We start from the raw sequence: 25,443 nt of genomic DNA on the forward strand, positions 1-25,443 counted from the left end.
GCGACAACAGCAGAAGTGAAATGTCTACGGGCGCGGGTAAGTAGACCACAGGAGGGAGAAAAAGTGCTTATAGAGAATGAAAATGGCGCATATATTTTTGTAAATATATGCGCCAGGTATTAATCAGACCACTAATAGGTTTAGGCGTGCGCCTCGGTGTAGACGCTACGTTGTGGCTGACGAATGGTGGTAGAAAGCGCCAGCGAAATGATTAACAGCGCAAAGATAACGCAGAAGGTCACAAAGAACCCGCCAAACAGCGAGGCGATAATGGAACCGCAAATACTGCCAATACCGAAGCCCAGGTAGATAACACCGTAGTTTTTAGCCAGGTTATTCAGACCGAAGAATTCGCTGACCAGTGACGGGAACACGGTGATGGTGCCGCCAAAGTTAAATGCGACACAGGCAATCGCCATAAAGAAAGTGACGTCATTCAGCGGCGCGAACAGCAGAGCAGCCATACCCACCAGCGAAACGACCTGGCCAATGGTGATAACGCGAATACGGGAGATTTTATCGGACAGAATCCCCAGCACCAGACGGCCCGACAGGTTCGCGATAGAAATCACGGTAACCGCATTTGCCGCCGTTGCCACATCCATATGCGCCAGGCTTTGTGCGATATCTTTCGCCACGCCAATCACATACAGGCCGCTCATACACGCCGTCAGGAACATGACCGCCAGCATCCAGTACTGCGGTTTACGCATGGACTGCGCCAGGGTGAAGTCATTCTCGACCACGCCATTTTTCGTTTTCACTTCCTGATTCGGCGCATCTTTCATCAGCGTGGAGCCAAAGACGATCATTACCAGCACAATCGCGCCCCAGATCATAAAGGTTTTTTCCAGGCCTACGGTACTCAGTAACTGGCTGTCGATAAATTTAAAACCGAGGCTGCCAAGGCCATAAGAACCGATGGCAAAGGCGGAAATCAGCCCTTTACGCTCCGGGAACCATTTCACGCAGTTGGAAAGCGTTAACAGGTAACCTGCACCATCCGCCAGACCAACCAGCACACCGGCGCTCAGCCACAGCATAATCAGGCTGTCGGAGTGGGCGGTTAAGAAGAAGCCGACGCCGAGTAAAACACCGGAGGCCATGGTGACGCGTTTCACGCCAAAACGCTCCTGCAGCTTGCCGGCAACGGAAGAGGAAATCGCCAGCCCGAGGCTCAGCAAGCCAAAGGAAAATGCAACCTGGCTCACTGGCGCATCAAGCTTAGAAGAGAGTGCGCCATTAAACAGGCTCCAGGTATAAACAGAACCTAAAGCAAATTGGGTAATAATGGTGCCGATCAGAGTCAGCCAGCGGGTACGCTGATAATCAGAAGTTTTCATGGCAGTCTTCCTGCATAAACAAAATGGGAAATTCTCTGCCAACAACCATACCGAAGCGCTTTTATGAGCAGGAGAAAACGGCATGAAATGCCGCCAGGACGGAATGAAATGCCTGGATTGTGGAATGAATGACGAGACAAAAAGTCGGGTTACTGAATTTTATCGCATGAGTTAGTACACGCTATCGCTGAGGCGCGTGTGATTGTTGATCTCAATATGTAACAGAGATGTTTTCCTGATGATTTTTTACGTTAAAATTTGGCGCTCACACCCATGGTGTACATATAGTCGCTGTTGTTGGTGCTATTTTCCGCCTGCGAGAGCGCCGCATAAGCCGCCATGTGCGGGTTCAACAGCATGTCTGCACCGACGGTAACATCCAGCCAGTTACCGTCCTGACCCGCCGCCGTCATGCGGCTGAGTCCCGACTGCGCTTTCCAGATATTCTCGCCAAACTGCTGGTTATAGCTGATTTGCGCCCACGGTCGCACATCACCGAACTGGGAGTTCACTCGCCAGCCTAACGTGCTGACGCTGGCATGCCACAACGGATCGTTCTGCGCTATCGACGTCGCGCTATCGCCAAACTCGTTGTAAGTAGACGTGGTTGAACCGTCATAATGCAGCGCGGCAACCGGACCGGTTGTCACCTGCCTTGAAAGCGGGAAGTTCCAGCCCATACTCATGCCGCTGGTTGCCTCCATAGGCGTCTCATCCGCCAGATTCACCACGGGCCCCGCCACGTTTTGAGTGGAGCGAATACGTTCTTCCAGAATGTCGTTATAACGTGGTTGGTGATCGCTGTCCCATGTATAACGTTCAGCCGTATGCCCTGACATCGCATCAACGATATATTCTTGTTGCCAGCCATATGCTGTATTGATGGACAGCGCACAAACTATGACGCTCGCCAGAGTTAACCTTTGGCGACCACTACTGTTTCTTATAATCATCAACGCGACTCCAGAAAAGAGCCGAATTCGGCGATATTATTGTCATTGTGTGAAGGATATCGGGCCCATCAGGCCCTGTATTAAATATTGTCTTTTTAGCTGGCGCGTCAAGGCGGGCCGAATGAAATTTTTACGCCAGTAAAAACAGCGAGGAAGAATATGCAGCGTTGCGGATGGGTCAGCCAGGACCCACTTTACATTGCCTACCACGACAAGGAATGGGGCGTCCCCGAAACCGATGGCAAAAAGCTGTTCGAAATGATCTGCCTTGAAGGCCAGCAGGCCGGATTATCGTGGATTACCGTACTAAAGAAACGGGAAAATTATCGCCACGCCTTCCACCATTTTGACCCGGAAAAAGTGGCGGCCATGACTGAAGAGGATGTGGAGAGGCTGGTACTGGATGCTGGCATTATTCGCCATCGCGGAAAGATTCAGGCCATTATCGGCAACGCTCGCGCCTTTTTGACCATGGCGCAAAACGGAGAGTCGTTTAGCGAGTTCGTCTGGTCATTTGTTGATAACCAACCGCAAGTGACCCGCGCCGCCAACCTGAGCGATATCCCCACCTCGACGCCTGCGTCAGATGCGCTGTCTAAAGCGTTAAAAAAACGCGGGTTTAAATTTGTCGGCACCACCATTTGTTACTCCTTTATGCAGGCGTGCGGCCTGGTCAACGATCATGTCACCAGTTGCATCTGCTATCCGGGAGAACAACATGATTCGTGAATCAAAGGCTGACGATCTACCGGCGATTCTGGCGCTATGGATGGAAAGCACAATCCATGCCCACCCGTTTATCGAAGAGCGCTACTGGCGCGAAAGTGAATCCATCGTGCGTGATGTTTACCTGCCCGCCGCGCAAACCTGGGTGTGGGAAGAAGAAGGCGAGCTCAAAGGCTTTGCCAGCGTTATTGATGACCGCTTTCTCGGCGCGCTGTTTGTCGCGCCTGCCGCCATCAGAAACGGGATCGGCAAAGCGCTGGTGCAGCATGTGCAGCAGCGCTTTTCGATACTCAGCCTTGAGGTCTACCAGAAGAACCAATCGGCGGTGAACTTCTACCATGCGCTGGGTTTTCGCATTGAAGACGGCGCATGGCAGGAGGAAACTCACCATCCCACGTGGATTATGGGCTGGCAGGCGGATCAAACGCCGTAAGGGTCAACGTTGGTCCGCTGTATTTTTCGAGCCACGCCAGCGCAGTGTTGCCCGCGCAGCCATTCCCCAGCTTCGAGCTGGGGAGATCTTTGGTCAGCACGTTGACGGCGCCATTTTTACAAATACCGTTAGCAGCGAGATCCAAATCAGGCCAGGCGCCTTCATGAATACAGATGACGCCAGGTTTAATACCTGCCGACACCACCGCTCCCGCCAGAACTTGTCCTCGCTGATTCCACACCCTGACCGTGTCGCCATCCACAATGCCGCGCGCGTGGGCGTCCTGCGGGTGGATCGTGACCGGCTCACGATCCGCTACCGCATACTGTTCGCGCAACGCGCTGTAGTTAAGCTGGCTGTGCAAACGGTGAGCCGGATGAGCGGAAAGCAACTGTAACTGCTCCGGCTCTGCGTTACCGAACCACTCATCAGGCTCCAGCCACATCGGGTGTCCCGCACAGTCTGCGTAGTCGTAACCGGCAATCCTCTCACAGTAGATTTCAATTTTTCCGCTGTCCGTTTTCAGCGGATGCGCCTGCGGGTCGCGGCGAAAATCCGCGAAACGGATAAACTGCGCGCTGGCGGCGTTTTCTGGCATTTCGATCAGGGCGTTGCGCTGCCAAAACTCGGCGAAAGGCGGCAATGTCACCTGCTGACTGGCCCCGCGTTGCCCGGCAATATTGTAAAAGGTCTCCAGCCACGCCAGTTCGCTTCTACCTTCGGTAAATCGGTCATATCCGCCTTTTTCCCAGCGTTCACTCAGCTCGGCAAAGACATCAAAATCATTTCTCGCTTCGTCCTGCGGCGGTACGACCAGCTTCATTGGCACCAGATGCTGGTTGCTGTAATCGCCGGTCATGGTCAAATCATTACGCTCAAACGACGTTGTCGCCGGCAGCACGATATCGGCATGCTTCGCTGCGGCAGTCCAGAAACATTCCGAGATAACCACCAGCTCCGGTTTCTGCCAGGCGCGAATTAAACGGTTGGTGTCCTGGTGATGAGTGAAGTTAGCGCCGCCCGCCCACCACAGCATGCGGATGTCCGGGAAATGGCGGTCCATTCCATTATGCTGGTAAAAACCGCCGGGGTTCTCCAGCGCGTCGACAATACGCGCCACCGGGATTTTATCCACCGCGTCGGTGCCGCCTTTAATGCTGCCCTGCATTGAGGCCAGCACCGCAGACCGGCGCGTTGGGTTGCCGCCGTTGGCAAAATGGTACGACAGCCCAAAGCCACCGCCTGGCGTGCCGATTTGTCCGAGCATGGCGGCCAGGGTGACGATCATCCAGTGCTTCTGCTCGCCATACTGCTGGCGCTGCATCCCCCATCCTGCCATCAGCATGGTGGTGTTTTGGTGAAATATCGCCGCCAGCTCACGTATTTTCGCTGCCGGAATGCCACAAATGTCGGCTGCCCACTCCGCCGTTTTTGCAACATCGTCAGATTTACCCAGCAGATAGTTGGCAAAACGGGCATAACCGGTCGTGCACCGGGCGAGAAAGTCCTCGTCGTGCCAGCCGTTTTCCACCAGCGTATGCGCGATACCCAGCATCAACGCCACGTCAGTCCCCATATGCGGGGCGATCCATTCCATCTTATCGCCAAAGAAATCGACGCTTTCCGATCGCATCGGATCGATACAGATCAATCGTTTCCCGCTGTCGCGTAAAGCCGCAAAGTAAGCGATCCCCTGTTCGTCAGAAGCGTTCCAGGCAATCTTCAGGGTATTCAGCGGATTGGCGCTCCATAACACCACCACCTCGCTGTGCTCCAGCACCACCGGCCAGCTGGTTTGCTGCTGGTAAACTTCGTTGCCGCCCACCACGTACGGCATGATGGCCTGCGCAGCCCCCGTCGAGTAATCCCCCAGATGCCCGGTATAACCGCCCGCCAGCGCCATATAACGCTGTAACAGCGTCGCGGCTTTGTGTAACACGCCGTTGGAACGCCAGCCGTAGGAACCAGCAAAAATCGAGGCCGGGCCGTAGCTGTCACGGATGCGTTTATGCTGCGTATGGATAAGATTTAGCGCGTCATCCCAACTGACGCGAACAAATTCATCCTGCCCGCGCACCCCCTGTGGGTTATCCGGCGAGGCGAGAAAGCCTTTACGCACCATCGGAAAACGTACCCGCGTTTTACTGTGAACCTGGTCGCGCACCACGGTTTGCAAAGAGTTGGGATGGGTGCCAGGCAGCGCGCCACGCGAGGAGAAAACCGTCTCCCCATCGGTTTCGACAAGGACTGGTCCCCAGTGAGCGGCGGTTAATACCGAGTAATGTGCGGGTGAATTAGCCAAGATGGTGCTCCTGAATGCGATGTGACGGCTTATTTATTATGCCGTTCAATGTTACTTACAAATTTCAGAGTCTTCCCTGGAATTTTCTTCATGTTCACACGTCATAATCAACCGCCACGGTCGCTGTGGCAAAGAAGAAAAAGTCATTAAGGAATTAAGATGAAGAAACGTGTTTTTGTTATTGCTGCCATCGTGAGCGGCGCCCTGGCGGTTTCTGGCTGCACAACAAACCCTTACACCGGCGAACGCGAAGCGGGTAAATCCGGCATTGGCGCGGGTATTGGCTCTCTGGTCGGCGCGGGCATTGGCGCACTCTCTTCTTCGAAGAAAGATCGCGGCAAAGGCGCACTGATTGGCGCAGCGGCTGGCGCGGCCGTTGGCGGCGGTGTCGGCTATTACATGGACGTGCAGGAAGCAAAACTGCGCGAAAAAATGCAGGGAACCGGCGTCAGCGTGACGCGTAGTGGCGATAACATCATTCTGAATATGCCAAATAACGTCACCTTCGACAGCAGCAGTGCCAACCTGAAACCTGCTGGTGCCAACACCCTGACCGGCGTAGCAATGGTACTGAAAGAGTACAATAAAACCGCCGTCAACGTGCTGGGCTTCACCGACAGCACCGGCAGCCAGGATCTGAATATGCGTCTGTCGCAGCAGCGCGCGGACTCCGTCGCCAGCGCCTTAATCACTCAAGGGGTCGCGGCTAACCGTATCCGCACTCAGGGTATGGGCCCGGCAAATCCGATCGCCAGCAACAGCACGGCAGAAGGTAAAGCGCAGAATCGTCGCGTAGAAATCACCTTAAGCCCACTTCAGTAACGTTTTGTGCCGGATGGAGACAGGTCGAATCCATCCGGCATGAAGCACTTGCCATCGTTGATTTTCGCGTTAAGGTGTTGTCACCAAACTCAGGGAAATCAGCGATGAGCAAATCAACACGAGCAACCATCAGCGATGTGGCGAAAGCCGCAAAAACCGGCAAGACCAGCATTTCACGTTATCTCAACGGTGAAAAGCACCTGCTTTCCGACGCGCTGCTGGCCCGCATTGAACAAGCCATTGCCGATCTCGACTACCGCCCCAGCCTGATGGCAAGAGGCCTGAAACACGGTCGTACCCGCCTGATTGGCCTGATCATCGCCGATATTACAAATCCTTACTCCGTCAACGTGTTAAGCGGTATTGAAGCCGCCTGTCGCGATAAGGGCTTTACCCCGCTGGTGTGTAACACCAACAACGAAGTGGATCAGGAGCTGCATTATCTCGACCTGCTGCGCAGTTACCAGGTTGAAGGGATTGTGGTCAACGCCGTCGGGATGCGCGAAGAGGGGCTGAACCGCCTGCAGCAGTCTGCGCTGCCGATGGTGCTGATTGACCGTAAAATTCCCGATTTCGCCTGCGATATGGTCGGGCTGGATAACACCCAGGCGGCAACGGTTGCCACCGAGCATCTGGTCGAGCAAGGTTTTGAAGCCATCCTGTTCCTCAGCGAACCGCTGGGCATGGTGAATACGCGCCGCGAACGTCTGAGCGCTTTTCGCGCCACGCTCGCGCAGTACCCCGGCGTTATCGCGCAAAATGCCGAAGTCCCGCTAACGGACAATACGCAACTGGATGACACGCTGCGCCAGTTCCACCAGCAGCATCGGGGCATGCGTAAAGCCGTTATCTCCGCCAATGGTGCCCTCACGCTACAGGTTGCCCGCGCCCTGAAGCGCATTGGCCTTAACTGGGGCAGCGATATCGGCCTGCTCGGTTTTGACGAACTGGAATGGGCAGAGCTGGCGGGCGTCGGTATTACCACATTGAAACAACCCACCTGGCAGATTGGCTACACTGCCGTTGAGCAGGTTGTAAGCCGAATTGATGGCGGCTCTTCTGCCATTCAGGAACAGGTCTTCTCCGGCGAGCTGATCGTACGCGGCTCTACCGCCCGTTAAATTACCTTCGTGATGGTGATCATAAATTCGACATCCCAGGCTTTTCTTTGGAACCGGTTCCATCTAGCGTTATTACAAGAACGTTAGTCTGGAGTTTCCATGAAAAGAAAAATTATGGTGGTCACCGCCGCTTACGGCCAAGACCAGGTGCGGGCCGCAGGCGGACAAACGGCATTATTGCCTATCATTGCCGAAGCCGGTGCTGACGGCGTTGAAATCCGCCGCGAGTTATTAACCGATGCCGAGCTGAAAACGCTCCCTACGATGGCTTCTGCTATCGAAATCTTCGGCCTGCTGGCCTGTTACTCAGCGCCTGAGCCATTGTTCCTTGCGAACGGTAACCTCAACCCTCAACTTCCCGCGCTACTTGAAGAAGCGCAGGCCCTGCAGGCGCTGTGGTTAAAAGTCTCCCTCGGCCATTTTTCCCATACCGAACAGTTCAACGTTTTACGCGAATGGCTCGACAACAGCGGAATGGAGCTGGTTGTTGAGAACGATCAAACCGCCTGCGGACGCCTGCAACCGATGCAGCGCTTTAACGAAGCCTGTCAGACGCAAAACCTGCCGATATCTTTAACCTTCGATATGGGCAACTGGCTGTGGGTGGGCGACTCCCCGGAAGAAGCAGCACAAAACCTGGCGTCAACCGTTGGCTATATCCATGTCAAAGCCGCTGTCACACATCGCGACAGCTACCGCGCCGTACCGCCAGATGCAACAGACTCGCGCTGGATGGCGCTGCTAAAAACGCTGCCCAACGACGTCCCGCGCGGCATTGAGTTCCCCCTGGAAGGGCAGGATCTGACGGCGGTTACCCGCCACTACGTCGAGCTGTTACGCGAGGAGTAACGTATGAAAAATTCACTGGATGTGGTCACTATTGGTGAAGCGATGGCGATGTTTGTCGCCACGCAAACTGGCGAACTGGCGGATGTGGAGCAGTTTATCAAGCGCGTTGCAGGCGCGGAGCTTAACGTGGCGACCGGTCTTGCCCGTCTGGGCCTGAAGGTCGGCTGGGTGAGCCGCGTTGGCAACGACAGTTTTGGCCGTTTTATCGTTAAGTCGCTGGAAAAAGAAGGGATTGATGCGCAGGGAGTCACCCAGGACGGGCGTTACGCTACCGGCTTTCAGCTTAAATCCAAGGTCGAAAATGGAACCGATCCCATTGTGGAGTATTTCCGCAAAGGTTCCGCTGCCAGCCGCCTCAGCGTTGAGGATTATCACGAGGCCTATTTCGCCAGCGCGCGCCACCTGCACCTGAGCGGCGTAGCAGCCGCGCTTTCCTCCAGCTCTTATGAACTACTGGCGCATACCGCCCGCACCATGAAGGCCCAGGGGAAGACCATCTCGTTCGACCCGAATTTGCGCCCAGTGCTGTGGAAAAGCGAAGCCGAGATGGTGGAAAAACTGAACCGGCTGGCATTTCAGGCTGACTGGGTTCTACCCGGGTTAAAAGAGGGCATGATTTTAACCGGTCAGCAAACGCCTGAAGCCATCGCCGACTTTTATCTGCGCCATGGCGTGAAGGCCGTGATCGTTAAAACCGGGGCTGATGGCGCCTGGTACAAAACGGCCAGCGGTGAACAAGGCTGCGTTGCGCCGGTAAAAGTCGACAACGTGGTCGATACGGTCGGCGCAGGCGATGGCTTTGCCGTGGGCGTTATCAGCGCCCTGCTCGAAGGCCGCTCGCTACATCAGGCGGTGACCCGCGGCAATAAAATTGGCGCACTGGCCATTCAGGTTCAGGGCGACAGCGAAGGATTACCCACACGTGAACAATTAGGGGAATAAATTCCCGGCCAACTCTGTACCCTACATACAGAGGCGGCGTAACAGCATAACCAGAGGGCAGTCTATGAATAGCTCAACTAATGCAGCAAAACGCTGGTGGTACATCATGCCAATCGTGTTTATCACGTATAGCCTGGCGTACCTTGACCGCGCGAACTTCAGCTTCGCCTCCGCCGCAGGTATCAACGAGGACCTCGGCATTACCAAAGGGATCTCTTCCCTGCTGGGCGCGCTGTTTTTCCTTGGTTATTTCTTCTTTCAGATCCCGGGCGCAATTTATGCCGAACGCCGCAGCGTACGAAAACTGATTTTTGTCTGTCTGATCCTCTGGGGTGCCTGCGCGTCGTTAACCGGGATGGTCAGCAATATTCCAATGCTTGCCGCCATTCGCTTTATTCTTGGCGTCGTTGAAGCCGCCGTGATGCCGGCAATGCTGATTTATATCAGCAACTGGTTTACAAAATCCGAGCGCTCGCGCGCTAACACCTTCCTGATCCTCGGTAATCCGGTCACCGTCCTGTGGATGTCCGTGGTTTCCGGTTACCTGATTCAGGCGCTGGGCTGGCGGGAAATGTTTATCATCGAGGGCTTCCCGGCCATCATCTGGGCGTTCTGCTGGTGGGTGCTGGTAAAAGACAAACCGTCTCAGGTCGGCTGGCTGTCAGAATCTGAAAAAGCCGCGCTTCAGGCGCAGCTGGAAAAAGAGCAGCAAGGCATCAAAGCCGTACGTAACTACAGCGAGGCTTTCCGCTCACGTAACGTGATCCTGCTGTGCATGCAGTATTTCGCCTGGAGTATTGGCGTCTATGGTTTTGTCCTGTGGCTGCCGTCGATTATCCGCAACGGCGGTGCAAATCTGGGGATGGTAGAGGTTGGCTGGCTGTCATCCGTACCGTATCTGGCGGCGACGGCGGCGATGATCCTCGTCTCCTGGGCCTCCGATAAGCTGCAAAATCGTAAACTGTTTGTCTGGCCGCTGTTACTCATTGCCGCTTTCGCTTTTATCGGCTCATGGGCCGTGGGCGCAGACCACTTCTGGATTTCTTACACGCTGTTGGTTATTGCGGGTGCGGCAATGTATGCCCCTTATGGCCCCTTCTTCGCCATCATTCCGGAAATGCTGCCGCGCAACGTCGCCGGCGGAGCAATGGCGCTGATAAACAGCATGGGCGCGCTAGGCTCATTCTTTGGTTCATGGTTTGTCGGCTACCTAAATGGCGCAACCGGCAGCCCGTCCGCCTCGTACATTTTTATGGGGGTAGCGCTTTTTGTCTCAGTATGGCTAACTTTGATCGTTAAGCCTGCTAATAATCAACAGCTACCTATTGGCGCACGCCACGCTTAAATTTTAACTTACGGAGATTCGCATGAAGCCGTCCATTATTCTCTATAAAGCGTTACCTGACGATTTACTGCATCGCCTGGAAGAGCATTTTACTGTGACTCAGGTGCCTAACCTGCGCCCGGACACGGTCGCACAGCACGCCGACGCTTTTGCCAATGCAGAAGGTCTGCTGGGCTCCAGTGAAGCCGTCAATACCGCCCTGCTGGAGAAAATGCCCAGGCTGCGTGCGACATCCACAATTTCCGTAGGCTATGACAACTTCGACGTCGATGCTCTCAACGCGCGTAAGGTGCTGTTGATGCACACGCCAACCGTGCTGACGGAAACCGTCGCCGATACGGTGATGGCACTGGTGTTAAGCACCGCTCGCCGCGTGGTAGAAGTCGCTGAACGAGTTAAAGTTGGCGAATGGACCAAAAGTATCGGGCCGGACTGGTTTGGTACCGATGTACACCACAAAACGCTGGGGATTGTCGGCATGGGCCGTATTGGCCTGGCACTGGCACAACGCGCGCATTTCGGCTTTAGCATGCCAATTCTCTACAACGCGCGTCGTCATCACCAGGAGGCGGAAGAGCGCTTCAATGCACGTTACTGCGATCTTGATACGCTGTTGCAGGAGTCTGATTTTGTTTGCCTGATCCTGCCGTTAACCGAAGAAACGCATCATCTGTTCAGCACCGAACAGTTCGCCAAAATGAAGTCTTCCGCCATTTTCATTAATGCCGGACGTGGACCAGTGGTAGATGAAAAAGCGCTGATTGCCGCCCTGCAAAATGGGGAAATTCATGCCGCAGGCCTGGATGTGTTTGAGCAGGAGCCATTACCGGCTGACTCACCGCTGCTGTCGCTGCCAAACGTGGTTGCCGTGCCGCACATTGGTTCAGCCACGCATGAAACACGCTATAACATGGCGGCCTGTGCGGTGGATAATTTAATCGATGCGCTGCAAGGACGCCTTGAGAAAAACTGCGTGAACCCGCAGGTCGCGCCATAAACAAAAGGCCGGGTAGCGCTTACGCTCACCCGGCCTTTCATGTATTACAGCGTCTTAATTACTGAGCGGCATTCACCGCAGCAGTCCAGGCCTGATTAAATGCCTGATGCTGAGAAGCCAACGGGCCAATCAGCGTGTTGTACTGACTTGCCTGCTGTGACGTTGGGAACTGGATACCGTTGGCGACAAAGCTCACCTGTGTATCCTGCTGCGCGACAAAATCACCGACCTGCACTAACTGCTGCGTGAAGATTTGCGCGGCAGGAATCAGCGGCTGTAACGCCTCTGAAGGTACAGTGACGACTTTGTTGTAGACCTGGTCAAAGACCGGCTTCAGATCCTCGCCCTGCTTCAGCGCGCCATGCGCAGCATCCGCCTGCAGTTTCGCATTCTGCAACTGTTGCCCTAACACGCCCAGCGCACCATTTGCCTGACGCAACGGTTCACGCTGAGTCACATAATCCTGAGGAACACGAATCGCATTTACGCTATCAACCACCGGACGCAGACCGGAGTCCATCGCCTGATTAACCTGCTGTGAATAGCCATACAGAATCGCGTAATCGGACACAAACGGGCCAAACTGTTTTTTCTGATCGGCGGTCAGCGTTGGTAAACGCTCTCCGCTACGCATTGCAGTATTCTGCAGAAAATCGATAAACGCTTTGCGTTGATCGCCTTCTTTATCAAAACACCCACTCAGGCCAACTACCATTAAGAGCGCCAAAACAGGCGCAAACCAGCGAGAGCAGGACTTACCTGTCGCCATTTTAATACTCCTTTCACCCAAAAATGCGCACAACGACACCCGCGTGCCTGACGTTGACAAGGATAGTCCAGGTCAGCCCCGCAAGATACCCTTTCCGCTTAATCTTGTGGGGGAAAATAACCACTCCCGCCACCCTTCGTTTTGCTAAACAATGCTGCATTTGCCCCACGGCGTCATATTTTAGTCATCTTTACAATCGGGTTCGCTCGTTCGGAGATCCCGACCGTTATCAGTTCGTTAGCCTGCAAAAGATTATCGGCCACGATCCGCTGAAACGAATCCATCACGCAAAGCTTAAATCCGGCTTCATTTTTTCCGACTACTCTTAATGAGCTTCGATGAAATTCACGATCCCGCTGTGTGATTTGTAGGAGTTCTCAATGGAATACAAAGATCCTATGTTTGAACTGCTGAGCAGTCTGGAGCAGATTGTTTTTAAAGATGTATCGCAGACGGTCACTCTGACGCAAAAAACCAACCCTTTCACCGAATTTGAACAGCTACGACGAGGGACAGGTTTAAAAACAGACGATTTTGCCCGGGTGATGGGCGTTACGGTCGCAATGGTTCATGAATGGGAGTCTAAACGCGTAAAGCCTTCCAGTACCGAATTGAAGTTAATGCGCCTGATTCAGGCAGACCCAAGACTAAGTAAGCAATTGATGGATTGAACTATTTTTCAATTTTACCTAAGAACGGTCCGGTAAAAGGACCGTTCCCTTACGGAGAGTATCCACAAATAAGAAAATAGTAGTTGCATCCACATGCGTAAAATGAGTTAATGCCCTCAACGGTTTGACGTACAGACCATTACAGCAGTTAGTAAGGCAAGTCCCTTCAAGAGTTATCGTTGATACCCCTCGTAGTGAGCATTTCCTTTACTGTTAAAAAATCTGTAGAGCACGCCATATCGCCGAAAGGCACACTTATTTTTTAAAAGGTAATACACTATGTCCGGTAAAATGACTGGTATCGTAAAATGGTTCAACGCTGACAAAGGTTTCGGCTTCATCACTCCTGACGATGGCTCTAAAGACGTGTTCGTACACTTCTCTGCTATCCAGAACGATGGCTACAAATCTCTGGATGAAGGTCAGAAAGTTTCCTTCACCATCGAAAGCGGCGCTAAAGGCCCGGCAGCTGGCAACGTAACCAGCCTGTAAGCTTAAAAAACTCAAAATTCTGAATCCCTGCCATACGGCGGGGATTTTTTTTATCTGTACTTCGCAAGACTTCCCCCCAAACGCTTCTTTGCATTACTTTACCCGTCGTCCCTTTGACCTTTCCCTAAGGGCAAGCTTTATAGTGAGCCAGTCTGTATTCCACAACATTCACAAGGAATTGAAGCTATGTCGAAATCCTCACTGCTGCTGATATTAGGTTTGCTCACAACCGGTAGCGCGTTCGCTGCAACCCCGCCAGCGACTTTTCTGGCGGAGAATGGGCTCAGCGGTAAATCCGTCGAGCAAATCGTCGAAACCATTGACCAGTCGCCGCAGAGCCGCCCGCTGCCGTACTCCGCATCCATCACCAGTACCGAATTAAAGCTCTCGTCGGGCGATCAGATTTATACCCTGCCGCTCGGTGACAAGTTCTATCTGTCATTTGCCCCTTATGAATGGCAAACACATCCTTGCTTCAACCACAGCCTTTCTGGCTGCCAGGGTGAAATGCCGGAGAAAACATTCAATGTCAAAGTGACAGATAACAAGGGGGGCTTGGTGGTCCAAAAAGAGATGAAGAGCGGTCGAAATGGCTTCGTCGGGATATGGTTACCGCGCAATATGACAGGTACCATCGCAGTAAGCTACAACGGTAAAACAGCGCAGTATCCCATCACGACGATGGAAGACAGCCAGACCTGTCTGACAAAATTACAGTTGCGCTAACAACATAAAAAAATGCCGGATAAGGCACAGCCGCCATCCGGCATTTTCTAAGTCAGCTCAGGACCATTACTGCAGCAGAGAAATATCCGCCACGCGCAGGAACAGTTCGCGCAGTTTTTCGAGCATAGACAGACGGTTAATACGCAGATCTTTATCTTCCACGTTAACCATCACTTTCTCAAAGAACGCATCAACCGGTTCACGCAGCGCCGATAGCTCAACCAGCGCTTCCTGGTAATGACCGGCTGCAAAAACAGGCTCCAGCTTATCGCGCAGCACCACAACCTGCATCGCCAGCGCAATTTCTTCCGGCTCCTTCAGCGTTGCCGCATTTACGCGGTCATTCAACGTCTCTTCAGACTTCGCCAGGATGTTCGATACACGCTTGTTCGCGGCAGCCAGCGCGGACGCGGCTTCCAGCGTACGGAAGTGCGAAACCGCCTTCATACGTGCGTCAAAATCAGCCGGACGAGTCGGACGACGCGCCAGTACTGCCTGGATGGTATCGACGGTGTAACCTTCATCCTGATACCAGGCGCGGAAGCGACCAAGCATAAAGTCGATAACGTCATCCACCACGTTGGCGTTAGTCAGCTTATCGCCATACAGACGAACCGCTTCCTCGGTCAACGTTTGCAGATCCAGGTTCAGGTTCTTCTCAACGATGATACGCAGTACGCCCAGCGCGGCACGACGCAGCGCAAACGGGTCTTTGTCACCTTTCGGATGCTGACCGATACCGAAGATACCCGCCAGAGTATCCATCTTATCGGCAATCGCCACGGCACAGGCAACCGGGTTAGACGGCAGGTCATCACCAGCAAAACGCGGCTGATACTGCTCGTTCAGCGCCACAGCCACATCTTCCGCTTCACCATCGTGACGCGCGTAGTGCATGCCCATTACGCCCTGGGTATCAGTGAACTCGAAGACCATGTTGGTCATCAGGTCGCACTTAGACAGCAGGCCAGCACGCGTTGCGTGGTTAACGTCAGCGCCAATCTGACCAGCAATCCAGCCCGCCAGCGCCTGGATACGGTCAGTCTTGTCGCGCAGCGTACCCAGTTGCTGTTGGAACAGCACGGTTTGCAGACGCGGCAGATGGTCTTCCAGACGTTTTTTACGGTCGGTATTGAAGAAGAACTCGGCATCCGCCAGACGTGGACGAACCACCTTCTCGTTACCGGAGATAATCTGGCTCGGATCTTTCGATTCGATGTTGGCAACGAAGATAAAGTTCGGCAGCAGTTTGCCGTCGTTCGCGTAAACCGGGAAGTACTTCTGGTCACCTTTCATGGTGTGTACCAGCGCTTCAGACGGAACCGCGAGGAATTTCTCTTCGAACTTCGCAGTCAACACTACCGGCCATTCCACCAGCGAGGTGACTTCTTCCAGCAGGCTTTCGCTCAGGTCAGCGTTACCGCCAATCTTACGCGCCGCTTCTTCAGCATCGGCTTTGATTTTCGCTTTACGCTCAGCGTAATCTGCAATCACTTTGCCGCGCTCACGCAGGATTTCTGGGTACTGATCGGCAGAATCGATGGTGAATTCCGGCTCGCCCATAAAGCGATGTCCGCGGATCACGCGATCTGACTGAATACCCAGAATAGTTGCCGGAATGACTTTGTCGCCCAGCAGCAGGGTCACGGTGTGAACCGGACGCACGAAGTGCACGTCAGACGCGCCCCAGCGCATCAGTTTCGGGATAGGCAGTTTCGCCAAAGAGGTGGCGATCATATTCGGCAGCAGCGCTTCAGCGCTTTCACCTTTCACATGCGCGCGATACAGCAGCCACTCACCTTTGTCGGTGGTCAGACGCTCAGCCTGGTCAACCGTAATGCCGCAGCCACGCGCCCAACCTTCTGCCGCTTTGCTCGGTTTTCCTTCAGCGTCAAACGCCTGGGAAATGGCCGGGCCGCGTTTTTCAACTTCACGGTCAGGTTGCGCTTGCGCCAGATTCGCGACTTTCAGCGCCAGACGACGCGGCGCGGCGAACCACTCCACGTTGCCGTGCGCGATGCCAGCGTTATCCAGCTCCGCAGTAACGTTCGCAGCAAAGGACTCAGCCAGGCTGCGCAGTGCTTTTGGTGGCAGCTCTTCAGTGCCGATTTCCACCAGAAAAGTTTTCTCAGACATGGCCGCCTCTTATTTGTCTTTGTTGCACATCGGGAAGCCAAGGGCTTCACGGGAAGCGTAGTAAGCTTCTGCCACTGCTTTGGTCAGGGTGCGAATGCGCAGGATATAGCGCTGACGCTCGGTGACGGAGATCGCTTTACGCGCATCCAGCAGGTTGAAGCTATGGGCGGCTTTCAGGATACGTTCATACGCAGGCAGCGGCAGCGGATTTTCCAGCGCCAGCAGCTGCTGCGCTTCTTTCTCGTACTGCTCGAAGCAGGTGAACAGGAAGTCCACGTCGGCGTATTCGAAGTTATAGGTGGATTGCTCCACTTCGTTCTGATGGAAAACGTCGCCGTAAGTGGTTTTACCCAGCGGGCCGTCGCTCCAGACCAGGTCGTAAACGCTGTCTACGCCCTGAATGTACATGGCCAGACGTTCCAGACCGTAGGTAATTTCCCCGGTCACAGGTTTACACTCCAGACCACCAACCTGCTGGAAGTAGGTGAACTGCGTCACTTCCATGCCGTTCAGCCACACTTCCCAACCCAGACCCCAGGCCCCCAGCGTCGGGTTTTCCCAGTTATCTTCCACGAAACGGATATCGTGAATGGTCGGGTCCATACCCAGCTCTTTCAGAGAACCCAGGTACAGCTCCTGAATGTTGTCCGGAGACGGCTTAATCACTACCTGGAACTGATAGTAGTGCTGTAAGCGGTTCGGGTTTTCGCCATAGCGGCCATCGGTCGGACGACGAGAAGGCTGCACATAAGCAGTCGCCATCGGTTCCGGCCCCAGCGCACGCAGGCAGGTCATTGGGTGAGATGTGCCCGCGCCGACTTCCATGTCCAATGGTTGAACGATGGTGCAGCCCTGGCGAGCCCAGTAATCCTGTAAGGTCAGGATCAAGCCCTGGAAGGTCCTGGTATCAAACTTTTGCATATTATTTCGTGCTGGATACGTGTGGATTTAAAGGAAGCGGTCAGTATACCCGCTGGCTGCAAGATATACAGTACGAAACGGGAAAAAGGGGGAACTTAGCGCATGGAAAGGTGCAAAAACTGCCCGTCTGCATCAAAAGAGCAGACAAAACTCTCTTTACGGAAGGTCGAACCACGCATCTCATAGCTGCCCTGGAATTGTTCCAGGCCGGAGATATCAATTTTCTGCGCGCCGGTGTTATAAAGTTGTGCCGCCTCATTTTTGCACAGCGACTCCATATCCAGCGAGCGTGTTGCACTGACCTTAACCTTTTGCGCCTTCTGCGCGGGTGCAGGCGGCTGTGTGTTAGCGCACGCTACCAGCATGAGGGTAGCGATCGTGGGAAAGAAATACTTCATCATCATTTTATTACCGCCTGGTTTGCTGGTCAGTCTTATTATTAGTGTCTGGAAACGGATCCTATTTTGAGAATCTCATCAGACCATCTCAAGCTTTAGCGTAAGAACTCGGATTATTCCAGTGAGCTACGCGCGCAAAATTTCGGTCAGACTTTTTTTAACGGATACAGAGGAACTGATGCAGCCCAAAATTTTCTGGATTGATAACCTGCGCGGGATAGCCTGTCTCATGGTCGTGATGATCCACACCACGACCTGGTACATCACCAATGCGCAAAGCGTCAGCCCGCTGAATTGGGATCTGGCCAATGTGCTCAATTCAGCCTCTCGCGTCAGCGTCCCGCTGTTCTTTATGATTTCGGGCTACCTGTTTTTTGGCGAGCGCAGCGCCAAACCGCGCCATTTCACGCGCATCGCGCTCTGCATTTTGTTTTACAGCAGCGTGGCGCTGGCCTATATCCTGCTGTTTACCTCGATCAACGCCGGGCTGTCGCTGAAAAACCTGCTGCAAAAGCCGGTGTTCTATCACCTGTGGTTTTTCTTCGCGATCGCCGTCATCTACCTGGTTTCACCGCTGATACAGGTGAAAAATATCAGCGGCAAGATGCTGCTGGCGCTCATGGTAGTGATTGGGGTGATTGCCAATCCCAACACCGTTTCGCAAAAAATTGGCGGTTTTGAATGGCTGCCCATCAATCTGTACATCAGTGGCGACACTTTCTATTACATCGTGTACGGCCTGCTGGGTCGGGCGATTGGCATGATGGATACGCAAAAGCGCACGCTCACCTTGCTCTGTGCGGCGTTGTTCATCACCGCGGTGTTTATTATTTCTCGGGGCACGTTGCATGAACTGCGCTGGCGAGGCAATTTTGCCGATACCTGGTATCTCTACTGCGGTCCGGCAGTGTTTATTTGCGCCGTCTCGCTCCTGACGCTGGTCAAAAATACGCTCAGCACGCGCACTTTGCCGGTACTGGGCCTTATTTCCCGCCACTCGCTGGGCATTTATGGCTTTCATGCGCTGATCATTCACGCGCTGCGCACCAACGGCCTTGAACTCAAGAGCTGGCCACCGCTGGATATGCTGTGGATTTTCAGCGCTACGCTGGCTGGTAGTTTACTGTTGTCCATACTGTTGCAGCGTATCGATACGCGCAGGCTGGTGAGCTAAAAAGAAAAGCCCTCGATCGGTAACCATCGAGGGCAAGCGATCATTCTGTAAAATCTTCCGCTACTGCTGGCGTTTCTTTTGATTGATCCAAACCACCATCACGGATATTTTTCTGTACCGCAACGGTACCAAACAGGCTCAAAAAGAAGGCCAGGCCATAAAATCCTTTCTCGTTTAGCAGCAGCGTGGCATTCCACAAACCGATAACCAACAACGCCACCGCAATAACAAACGCGGCCAGGCAGGTTACGTAGTAAATCGGCGTAGTCGGGATCCCTTCATATTTATCCCGTACCGTTTTTTGATAAGACGCAGCAGAAAACAAACCAAGCACCAAAACAGCAAAGTAATACCCCTTTTCGTTCAACTGCATATCGGCGTTCCACAACCCCAACAGATAAACCACAATACCGCCGAGCAGCGCGACCCACGACACAATGCTAAATGCGGGTGAATAAGTTGATGTCCTGTTTTCCATTTAGAGTTCCTGTCCTTTAGATAAATATTCTGCTGGGCGCATGAGTAAAACTTGCCCCAGTAAACACACAAAGAATGCCGCCGGGTACAGCCCCATTTCGATGGGTGCTAACGGGGTATTCCACACCCCCACCAGCAACAATCCGATCGTTATGAGCGCCACCATCTGACACACGGAAGCGAAGCGTTCGTCGTTCTGATTGAGATTTTCAGCACGCTGGTAAGCGTACGTCACAAACATTCCCGTCATCAGCGCACCAAAAAAATAGCCTTTGCTGCTCAATAACGGGCATGCTCGCCATAAGCCAATAACGTAAATCAACGCGCCAGAGAGGAATAATATCCATGGCAACAGCCTTGTCGTCTTCATTGGGATCTCCTTATCCATCATGGATACAATATGAATAACCCGCTAAAGACAACACAGAAAAATGCCACTACGCCGGACTTTCAGAATAAATTCATGCACGCTAATTATTTATTAGATTGAAATATATATTTGATAAATCCCCACTGTTTACCAGAGGGGATTTAGGGTCAGGACATCAGCGGTTTTAATTGCTGATAGATTTGGCGGAAGGTTTCCCGACGCTGTTGGTAAAGCGCGTGGCGCCCGGCATCCGGATAATGCGCTTGTTCCAGCGTAAGCTGAGGCAGAAGGTTTGATAAAGGCCGCTGCGGATTCATGGCAATTTGCGCCAGTCGCGCCGCGCCGAGTGCAGGACCGACATCGCCGCCGGTACGGTAATCCAGCTGCAATCCGCTGATGTCAGACAGCATCTGACGCCAGTATTCGCTGCGCGCCCCGCCGCCAATCAGCGTGATGCTGGCGGGCTGCACGCCGCAGGCATGAACCACGTCCATACCATCGGCCAGCGCAAAACCCACGCCTTCCAGCACCGCCTGCGCCAGTTCCGCCGGCCCGTGCTGATGCGTCAGACCGAAAAATACGCCCTTTGCCTGTGGGTTGTTGTGCGGCGTACGTTCCCCGGACAGATAGGGTAAAAACCAGACCGGCTCAGCGTGTTCATCCGCCTCTTGCGCAGCAGCAATCAACGCAGGAACGCTCGCCAGTCCGGTTAATTTTGCCGCCCAGTCCAGGCAGGACGCCGCACTAAGCATCACGGACATCAGATGCCATCGTTCAGGCAAGGCATGGCAAAAGCTGTGGACTGCGCTTTCCGGTTTGCTGAGAAAGCCGTCGCTGACCGCAAAATAGACCCCGGAAGTACCCAGCGATAACATCGCCTGACCGGCATTCATCATGCCCACACCCACTGCTCCCGCCGCGTTATCGCCGCCGCCGGCAACCACCGCAACCTCCTGCATACCCCAGGCGTGGGCGACCTCTGGCAACAATGTTCCGGTAATACCGCTGCCTTCATAGAGCGCAGGCATATGCGCACGAGTCAGCTTACAGGCGGCCAGCATGACATCACTCCAGTCACGCTTCGCGACATCCAGCCACATCGTACCTGCCGCATCAGACATATCGCTGGCAAAATCGCCGGTCATACGCAGGCGCAGGTAATCTTTCGGCAGCAGGACTTTATCAACCCGGCTGAAAATCTCCGGTTCGTGGCGCTGCACCCACAGCAGCTTTGGCGCGGTAAAGCCAGGCATCATCAGGTTGCCGGTGATGGCGCGCGACTGCGGAACCAGGTTCTCGAGCATCACGCACTCTTCAGCACAGCGTCCATCATTCCACAGGATAGCTGGACGCAATACCTTCCGTTGCTCGTCCAGTAGCGTGGCGCCGTGCATTTGTCCGGCAATCCCCAGCGCTTTCACTTCGCGAAGTGAATGCTGCTGGCCCAGCGCTGTCACCGCACGATCCGTTGCCCGCCACCACTGCTCAGGGTCTTGTTCAGACCATAACGGATGAGGCCGCGAGACGGTGAGTTTCTCCGTGTGCGAAGCGACCACATCGCCCTGCTCATTGAGCAGAATAGCCTTTACGCCTGATGTACCTAGATCTATCCCGATATACATAGGGCATCGTTCCTTAAAGAAAGGCCCGGTAGCGCGAGCTGACCGGGCTTACCGACGTTCTCAGAGATCCGTTATTTGTCGAACAAATAATGGTTTACCAGATTTTCCAGCAATTCCTGATGACCACTCTGGTGCACCGGCGCCAGGTTGTGTTGCTCAGCGTACTGCGCAATTTCCGTCAGCGTCATCTGTCCTTTCAGAATTTGCTGGCCCAGCTCACCATTCCAACCGGCATAGCGTTTAGCCACGCGTTGATCCAGACCACCGTCTTCAATCATACGGGCCGCAATTTTCAGCGACAGCGCCATGGTATCCATCGCGCCAATATGACCATAGAACAAATCGTATTTATCGGTACTCTGACGACGCACTTTGGCATCAAAGTTCAGGCCGCCGGTGGTGAAGCCGCCCGCTTTCAGGATTTCATACATCACCAGTGCATTCTCTTCGACGCTGTTAGGGAACTGGTCTGTATCCCAGCCCAGCTGTGCGTCACCACGGTTGGCATCGACAGAACCAAACAGACCCAGCGCGATGGCGGTAGCAATTTCGTGATGGAACGAGTGGCCTGCCAGCGTGGCGTGGTTGGCTTCGATATTCAGTTTGATCTCTTTTTCCAGACCGAACTGCTTGAGGAATCCGTACACGGTCGCCGCATCGTAGTCGTACTGGTGTTTGGTCGGTTCCTGCGGTTTCGGTTCAATAAGCAAAGTGCCCTGGAAACCGGTTTTGTGTTTGTGTTCCACCACCAGTTGCATGAAGCGGCCAATCTGCTCACGTTCCTGACGCAGATCGGTATTCAACAGTGTTTCATAGCCTTCACGACCGCCCCACAGAACGTAGTTTTCGCCGCCGAGCTTATGCGTGGCATCCATAGCCGTAACCACCTGCGTGGCGGCCCAGCTGAACACTTCCGGATCCGGGTTCGTGGCCGCGCCCGCGCCGTAGCGTGGGTTGGTGAAGCAGTTTGCCGTTCCCCACAGCAGCTTCACACCGCTTTGTTCCTGTTTTGCCGCCAGCACATCAACCATCTGCGCAAAGTTGTTTTTATACTCTTTCAAAGACGCGCCTTCCGGCGAAACATCCACGTCATGGAAGCAGTAATAAGGCACGTTCAGCTTGTGGAAGAACTCAAATGCCACATCCGCTTTGCGTTTCGCCAGCGCCAGTGCTTCACCAGGCTGCTGCCATGGGCGATCGAAAGCCCCCATACCGAACATATCCGCACCGTTCCAGCAGAAGGTATGCCAGTAGCAGGCCGCAAAACGCAGATGATCTTCCATGCGCTTGCCCAACACGATTTCGTCAGGGTTGTAATGGCGGAATGCGAGCGGGTTGGTGGATTGAGTGCCTTCAAAACGAACACGATCGAGTTGGTCAAAATAAGCCGGCATAATAAGCTCCATAATCAGGTAATACGGCAAGTAAACTGCGATATGGCTATACTGGAATTTCCTGATTTATTGCTCAATTACGTTATTTCACACCGCTATTAAGAGAATACCCAAACGTGCGCTGGCTCCCAAAAAAACGCGCTGAAAAAAGAAATAAAAAAGCGATCGCGATCGAAGGTTAGCCATTAAACAAAAAACCGTAATGCGTAGATAAAAAATGACAATTGTCATCCCGCTGACAGTATGTGAATTTTGCGTAGCGCCAGGCAAATAAGAAATTTGTCACGCTTCATCAAGCAGTCGTACCTGCGGTTTTGCTAGTATCGACAGGCCCACGTTAACCTTTCCAGGACAGGTTCTTATGTTTGATAAACGTCACCGCATCACTCTGCTATTTAATGCCAATAAAGCCTACGACCGCCAGGTGGTAGAAGGAGTGGGTGAATATTTACAGGCATCGCAATCCGAGTGGGATATATTCATTGAGGAAGACTTCCGCGCCCGTATCGATAATATTAAAGACTGGTTAGGCGACGGCGTTATTGCTGATTATGACGATGATGACATTGCGCAATTACTTGCCGATGTCGATGTTCCCATCATCGGCGTTGGAGGTTCTTACCATCTGGAGCAAGATTACCCACCGGTACATTACATCGCCACCGACAACCACGCGCTGGTAGAAAGCGCTTTCCTGCATCTGAAAGAGAAGGGAGTTAACCGCTTTGCATTTTACGGCCTGCCCTCCTCAAGCGGTAAACGCTGGGCCGCGGAACGTGAATATGCGTTTTGCCAGTTGGTTGCCAAAGAGAAGTACCGCGGTGTCGTCTATCAGGGGCTGGAAACCGCGCCGGAGAACTGGCAGCACGCGCAAAATCGACTGGCGGACTGGCTACAAACTCTGCCACCGCAAACCGGTATTATCGCCGTTACCGACGCGCGGGCACGACACGTCCTGCAAGTCTGCGAACACCTGCATATTCCGGTACCGGAAAAACTGTGCGTGATAGGAATAGACAACGAAGAATTGACCCGCTACCTGTCCCGGGTGGCGCTGTCATCCGTGGCTCAGGGAGCCAGGCAGATGGGATATCAGGCTGCTAAACTCCTGCACCGTTTACTGGCGAACGAGGAACTGCCGCTGCAACGCATTTTGGTTCCTCCGGTGCGTGTCATTGAACGTCGCTCAACCGACTACCGTTCCTTAACCGACCCGGCGGTCATTCAGGCGATGCACTTTATCCGTAATCATGCCTGTAAAGGTATTAAGGTTGAACAGGTGCTGGATTCAGTAGGAATCTCACGCTCGAACCTGGAGAAGCGCTTTAAAGAAGAGGTCGGCGAGACTATCCACGCTGTGATTCATGCCGAAAAGCTGGAAAAAGCGCGTAGCCTATTGATTTCTACCACACTTTCAATCAACGAAATTTCACAGATGTGCGGCTATCCGTCTCTGCAGTATTTCTATTCGGTCTTCAAGAAAGAGTACGACACGACGCCAAAAGAGTATCGCGATGTGAACAGTGAAGTGTTGCTATAGGGGGAATTACCGGATGGCGGCTTCGTCTGATCCGGCCTACGAGATGACTTGTAGACCGGATCAGCACGCGAAATTACATATGCGCGGCGATTAAACGCTGGTTATCCTGATACATTGCGAACAGATAGTTGTTGTAGCTCTGTCCCTTAGTGGAGTAACCCTTCAGCTTATGGATCATCGCGGTAGCGGTGACTTCCTGATCGGCTTTACGCAGCTGCGCGCGTGACTTACGGAAGGAAGAGTAAGCCGGATGCGTGTTCAGGTTGATGACGTAAGCATTCACCGACTCTTTCACCGATTCAAACTGTGAGTAGCCTTTCACCTTACCTGGTGCATTGTTACAACGACCTTTGCCACATTTCATGCCAAACAGGTTGTTGTTGCTGCGCGCCAGCTTCGACGTGCCCCAGCCGCTTTCGGCCGCAGCCATGGTTGCCACCATACTGGTCGGGATAATGTCTACGCGCTCAAGCAGCGTATTCCACGGAATTTTACGCGTGTTACCAGACCAGCTCACTTTGTAGCGCTTCGCGATGTCTTTCATCCGCGTACGCTCAGTCGGTGACCAGCGGTTCTGGTACTGTTTTGAAATCAGCCAGTTACGGTCCGCCGTAATGGCAGCATTTTGACTGGTAATATAAGGCATAACCGTCCGGAGAAACGCTTTTTTCCTTGGTGTTCCGGAAGGGTATTTTCGCAAATCAGGAAGTGAACTACTCTTTGCACTATTGCGAGAATACTCTTGTTTACTGCTAACCTGTTTATTACTTGCCTTGGTTATCTGGGGCTTGTGACTCGTTGTCGCCGTGTGTGTCTTTGCCAGCACCTCACCCGAAAATGCAACGGTGAGTAACATAAGAATCATTGCCCCATATCGTCGAATGGGAGTCAATATCATTAGGTCTCCTGGTCGGATTTAT

At 53.4% G+C, this 25,443-nt stretch carries 25 protein-coding genes; 13 read left to right on the top strand and 12 right to left on the bottom strand.

Annotation, left to right across the window (positions count from 1 at the left end):
* Nucleotides 1-140: 140 nt before the first annotated feature.
* Nucleotides 141-1,343, bottom strand: coding sequence for an L-lactate MFS transporter (locus tag OGV77_RS07820; RefSeq protein WP_047407984.1), 1,203 nt, complete (start codon nucleotides 1,341-1,343; stop codon nucleotides 141-143).
* Between the two features lie 251 nt (nucleotides 1,344-1,594).
* Entirely contained in the window at nucleotides 1,595-2,296 is a 702-nt protein-coding gene (locus tag OGV77_RS07825; RefSeq protein ID WP_047407981.1) for an autotransporter outer membrane beta-barrel domain-containing protein, read from the bottom strand.
* A gap of 159 nt (nucleotides 2,297-2,455) precedes the next feature.
* Here OGV77_RS07825 and tag point away from each other — a divergent pair, with 159 nt between their 5' ends.
* Both tag and OGV77_RS07835 read left to right on the top strand, forming a co-directional pair.
* A complete protein-coding gene (gene tag, locus OGV77_RS07830; protein WP_003846107.1) occupies nucleotides 2,456-3,025 on the top strand; it encodes a DNA-3-methyladenine glycosylase I in 570 nt (189 codons plus the stop codon).
* The gene (locus tag OGV77_RS07835) at nucleotides 3,015-3,455 is read left to right on the top strand and encodes an N-acetyltransferase (protein WP_047407975.1); all 441 of its coding nucleotides are present in this window, start codon (nucleotides 3,015-3,017) and stop codon (nucleotides 3,453-3,455) included. The genes tag and OGV77_RS07835 overlap by 11 nt, the downstream gene beginning before the upstream one ends.
* On the opposite strand, the gene OGV77_RS07840 is transcribed toward OGV77_RS07835, so the two are convergent.
* The gene (locus OGV77_RS07840; RefSeq protein ID WP_087050768.1) at nucleotides 3,424-5,757 is read right to left on the bottom strand and encodes a molybdopterin guanine dinucleotide-containing S/N-oxide reductase; all 2,334 of its coding nucleotides are present in this window, start codon (nucleotides 5,755-5,757) and stop codon (nucleotides 3,424-3,426) included. The genes OGV77_RS07835 and OGV77_RS07840 overlap by 32 nt on opposite strands.
* A gap of 159 nt (nucleotides 5,758-5,916) precedes the next feature.
* Here OGV77_RS07840 and OGV77_RS07845 point away from each other — a divergent pair, with 159 nt between their 5' ends.
* From OGV77_RS07845 to ghrB, 6 genes are all read left to right on the top strand, one after another.
* On the top strand, nucleotides 5,917-6,579 hold the full coding sequence (locus OGV77_RS07845) for an OmpA family lipoprotein (RefSeq protein ID WP_043018678.1): 663 nt from the start codon (nucleotides 5,917-5,919) through the stop codon (nucleotides 6,577-6,579).
* A gap of 104 nt (nucleotides 6,580-6,683) precedes the next feature.
* A complete protein-coding gene (locus OGV77_RS07850) occupies nucleotides 6,684-7,700 on the top strand; it encodes a LacI family DNA-binding transcriptional regulator (RefSeq protein WP_047407969.1) in 1,017 nt (338 codons plus the stop codon).
* A 99-nt stretch (nucleotides 7,701-7,799) separates the two neighbouring features.
* Nucleotides 7,800-8,549 (top strand): sugar phosphate isomerase/epimerase family protein, encoded by a 750-nt coding sequence (locus OGV77_RS07855; protein ID WP_075145501.1) that lies wholly within the window; start codon nucleotides 7,800-7,802, stop codon nucleotides 8,547-8,549.
* 3 nt (nucleotides 8,550-8,552) lie between these two features.
* Entirely contained in the window at nucleotides 8,553-9,491 is a 939-nt protein-coding gene (locus tag OGV77_RS07860; protein WP_043018681.1) for a sugar kinase, read from the top strand.
* Nucleotides 9,492-9,555: 64 nt separating this feature from the next.
* Entirely contained in the window at nucleotides 9,556-10,836 is a 1,281-nt protein-coding gene (locus OGV77_RS07865; RefSeq protein WP_003827389.1) for an MFS transporter, read from the top strand.
* Nucleotides 10,837-10,858: 22 nt separating this feature from the next.
* Nucleotides 10,859-11,833: a glyoxylate/hydroxypyruvate reductase GhrB gene (gene ghrB / locus OGV77_RS07870; RefSeq protein WP_087050767.1), complete on the top strand. Its 975-nt coding sequence runs from the start codon at nucleotides 10,859-10,861 to the stop codon at nucleotides 11,831-11,833.
* 58 nt (nucleotides 11,834-11,891) lie between these two features.
* On the opposite strand, the gene OGV77_RS07875 is transcribed toward ghrB, so the two are convergent.
* Nucleotides 11,892-12,602: a DUF3053 domain-containing protein gene (locus tag OGV77_RS07875; protein ID WP_016154915.1), complete on the bottom strand. Its 711-nt coding sequence runs from the start codon at nucleotides 12,600-12,602 to the stop codon at nucleotides 11,892-11,894.
* Nucleotides 12,603-12,982: 380 nt separating this feature from the next.
* On the opposite strand from OGV77_RS07875, the gene OGV77_RS07880 reads away from it, so the two are divergent.
* From OGV77_RS07880 to cueP, 3 genes are all read left to right on the top strand, one after another.
* On the top strand, nucleotides 12,983-13,273 hold the full coding sequence (locus tag OGV77_RS07880; RefSeq protein ID WP_005133819.1) for an HTH-type transcriptional regulator: 291 nt from the start codon (nucleotides 12,983-12,985) through the stop codon (nucleotides 13,271-13,273).
* A gap of 279 nt (nucleotides 13,274-13,552) precedes the next feature.
* Nucleotides 13,553-13,765: a transcription antiterminator/RNA stability regulator CspE gene (gene cspE, locus OGV77_RS07885; RefSeq protein ID WP_000014594.1), complete on the top strand. Its 213-nt coding sequence runs from the start codon at nucleotides 13,553-13,555 to the stop codon at nucleotides 13,763-13,765.
* A gap of 186 nt (nucleotides 13,766-13,951) precedes the next feature.
* The gene (gene cueP, locus OGV77_RS07890) at nucleotides 13,952-14,491 is read left to right on the top strand and encodes a copper-binding periplasmic metallochaperone CueP (RefSeq protein WP_047407962.1); all 540 of its coding nucleotides are present in this window, start codon (nucleotides 13,952-13,954) and stop codon (nucleotides 14,489-14,491) included.
* 66 nt (nucleotides 14,492-14,557) lie between these two features.
* On the opposite strand, the gene glyS is transcribed toward cueP, so the two are convergent.
* The 3 genes from glyS to OGV77_RS07905 form a co-directional block, all read right to left on the bottom strand.
* Complete coding sequence (glyS, locus tag OGV77_RS07895) at nucleotides 14,558-16,627, bottom strand: glycine--tRNA ligase subunit beta (protein WP_043018684.1); 2,070 nt, start codon at nucleotides 16,625-16,627, stop codon at nucleotides 14,558-14,560.
* A 9-nt stretch (nucleotides 16,628-16,636) separates the two neighbouring features.
* Nucleotides 16,637-17,548, bottom strand: coding sequence for a glycine--tRNA ligase subunit alpha (glyQ, locus tag OGV77_RS07900; RefSeq protein WP_001168551.1), 912 nt, complete (start codon nucleotides 17,546-17,548; stop codon nucleotides 16,637-16,639).
* A gap of 95 nt (nucleotides 17,549-17,643) precedes the next feature.
* Nucleotides 17,644-17,952 carry a YsaB family lipoprotein gene (locus OGV77_RS07905; RefSeq protein WP_043018685.1) on the bottom strand — a complete coding sequence of 103 codons (309 nt, stop codon included), beginning with the start codon at nucleotides 17,950-17,952 and terminating at the stop codon, nucleotides 17,644-17,646.
* A 172-nt stretch (nucleotides 17,953-18,124) separates the two neighbouring features.
* Between OGV77_RS07905 and OGV77_RS07910 the strand changes: the two genes are divergently transcribed.
* Entirely contained in the window at nucleotides 18,125-19,120 is a 996-nt protein-coding gene (locus OGV77_RS07910) for an acyltransferase (protein ID WP_087050766.1), read from the top strand.
* 40 nt (nucleotides 19,121-19,160) lie between these two features.
* Here the strand turns inward: OGV77_RS07910 and yiaA are convergent, their stop codons facing one another.
* The 4 genes from yiaA to xylA form a co-directional block, all read right to left on the bottom strand.
* Nucleotides 19,161-19,598 carry an inner membrane protein YiaA gene (gene yiaA, locus OGV77_RS07915; protein WP_075145496.1) on the bottom strand — a complete coding sequence of 146 codons (438 nt, stop codon included), beginning with the start codon at nucleotides 19,596-19,598 and terminating at the stop codon, nucleotides 19,161-19,163.
* Nucleotides 19,599-19,967 (bottom strand): inner membrane protein YiaB, encoded by a 369-nt coding sequence (yiaB, locus tag OGV77_RS07920; RefSeq protein WP_047407954.1) that lies wholly within the window; start codon nucleotides 19,965-19,967, stop codon nucleotides 19,599-19,601.
* 167 nt (nucleotides 19,968-20,134) lie between these two features.
* Nucleotides 20,135-21,589, bottom strand: coding sequence for a xylulokinase (gene xylB, locus OGV77_RS07925; protein WP_087050765.1), 1,455 nt, complete (start codon nucleotides 21,587-21,589; stop codon nucleotides 20,135-20,137).
* A 71-nt stretch (nucleotides 21,590-21,660) separates the two neighbouring features.
* The gene (gene xylA, locus OGV77_RS07930) at nucleotides 21,661-22,983 is read right to left on the bottom strand and encodes a xylose isomerase (RefSeq protein ID WP_003024252.1); all 1,323 of its coding nucleotides are present in this window, start codon (nucleotides 22,981-22,983) and stop codon (nucleotides 21,661-21,663) included.
* A 361-nt stretch (nucleotides 22,984-23,344) separates the two neighbouring features.
* Here xylA and xylR point away from each other — a divergent pair, with 361 nt between their 5' ends.
* Nucleotides 23,345-24,523, top strand: a complete 1,179-nt coding sequence (gene xylR / locus OGV77_RS07935) for a D-xylose utilization transcriptional activator XylR (RefSeq protein ID WP_043018691.1) — start codon at nucleotides 23,345-23,347, stop codon at nucleotides 24,521-24,523.
* A gap of 73 nt (nucleotides 24,524-24,596) precedes the next feature.
* Here the strand turns inward: xylR and OGV77_RS07940 are convergent, their stop codons facing one another.
* Nucleotides 24,597-25,421 carry a protein bax gene (locus OGV77_RS07940; RefSeq protein WP_003024247.1) on the bottom strand — a complete coding sequence of 275 codons (825 nt, stop codon included), beginning with the start codon at nucleotides 25,419-25,421 and terminating at the stop codon, nucleotides 24,597-24,599.
* Between the last annotated feature and the right edge of the window lie 22 nt (nucleotides 25,422-25,443).

This window comes from Citrobacter sp. Ce129 (assembly GCF_030334545.1).
GTDB classification, from domain to species: domain Bacteria; phylum Pseudomonadota; class Gammaproteobacteria; order Enterobacterales; family Enterobacteriaceae; genus Citrobacter; species Citrobacter europaeus.

Coding starts and splice junctions, on each gene's coding strand:
- OGV77_RS07850 (WP_047407969.1), top strand. CDS start 6,684: ATGAGCAAATCAACACGAGCAACCATCAGCGATGTGGCGAAAGCCGCA.
- cspE (WP_000014594.1), top strand. CDS start 13,553: ATGTCCGGTAAAATGACTGGTATCGTAAAATGGTTCAACGCTGACAAA.
- OGV77_RS07845 (WP_043018678.1), top strand. CDS start 5,917: ATGAAGAAACGTGTTTTTGTTATTGCTGCCATCGTGAGCGGCGCCCTG.
- glyS (WP_043018684.1), bottom strand. CDS start 16,627: ATGTCTGAGAAAACTTTTCTGGTGGAAATCGGCACTGAAGAGCTGCCA.
- OGV77_RS07875 (WP_016154915.1), bottom strand. CDS start 12,602: ATGGCGACAGGTAAGTCCTGCTCTCGCTGGTTTGCGCCTGTTTTGGCG.
- OGV77_RS07825 (WP_047407981.1), bottom strand. CDS start 2,296: ATGATTATAAGAAACAGTAGTGGTCGCCAAAGGTTAACTCTGGCGAGC.
- OGV77_RS07910 (WP_087050766.1), top strand. CDS start 18,125: ATGCAGCCCAAAATTTTCTGGATTGATAACCTGCGCGGGATAGCCTGT.
- tag (WP_003846107.1), top strand. CDS start 2,456: ATGCAGCGTTGCGGATGGGTCAGCCAGGACCCACTTTACATTGCCTAC.
- OGV77_RS07820 (WP_047407984.1), bottom strand. CDS start 1,343: ATGAAAACTTCTGATTATCAGCGTACCCGCTGGCTGACTCTGATCGGC.
- OGV77_RS07940 (WP_003024247.1), bottom strand. CDS start 25,421: ATGATATTGACTCCCATTCGACGATATGGGGCAATGATTCTTATGTTA.
- OGV77_RS07905 (WP_043018685.1), bottom strand. CDS start 17,952: ATGATGATGAAGTATTTCTTTCCCACGATCGCTACCCTCATGCTGGTA.
- OGV77_RS07855 (WP_075145501.1), top strand. CDS start 7,800: ATGAAAAGAAAAATTATGGTGGTCACCGCCGCTTACGGCCAAGACCAG.
- cueP (WP_047407962.1), top strand. CDS start 13,952: ATGTCGAAATCCTCACTGCTGCTGATATTAGGTTTGCTCACAACCGGT.
- OGV77_RS07880 (WP_005133819.1), top strand. CDS start 12,983: ATGGAATACAAAGATCCTATGTTTGAACTGCTGAGCAGTCTGGAGCAG.
- xylR (WP_043018691.1), top strand. CDS start 23,345: ATGTTTGATAAACGTCACCGCATCACTCTGCTATTTAATGCCAATAAA.
- xylA (WP_003024252.1), bottom strand. CDS start 22,983: ATGCCGGCTTATTTTGACCAACTCGATCGTGTTCGTTTTGAAGGCACT.
- glyQ (WP_001168551.1), bottom strand. CDS start 17,548: ATGCAAAAGTTTGATACCAGGACCTTCCAGGGCTTGATCCTGACCTTA.
- OGV77_RS07860 (WP_043018681.1), top strand. CDS start 8,553: ATGAAAAATTCACTGGATGTGGTCACTATTGGTGAAGCGATGGCGATG.
- yiaB (WP_047407954.1), bottom strand. CDS start 19,967: ATGAAGACGACAAGGCTGTTGCCATGGATATTATTCCTCTCTGGCGCG.
- OGV77_RS07835 (WP_047407975.1), top strand. CDS start 3,015: ATGATTCGTGAATCAAAGGCTGACGATCTACCGGCGATTCTGGCGCTA.
- yiaA (WP_075145496.1), bottom strand. CDS start 19,598: ATGGAAAACAGGACATCAACTTATTCACCCGCATTTAGCATTGTGTCG.
- ghrB (WP_087050767.1), top strand. CDS start 10,859: ATGAAGCCGTCCATTATTCTCTATAAAGCGTTACCTGACGATTTACTG.
- xylB (WP_087050765.1), bottom strand. CDS start 21,589: ATGTATATCGGGATAGATCTAGGTACATCAGGCGTAAAGGCTATTCTG.
- OGV77_RS07865 (WP_003827389.1), top strand. CDS start 9,556: ATGAATAGCTCAACTAATGCAGCAAAACGCTGGTGGTACATCATGCCA.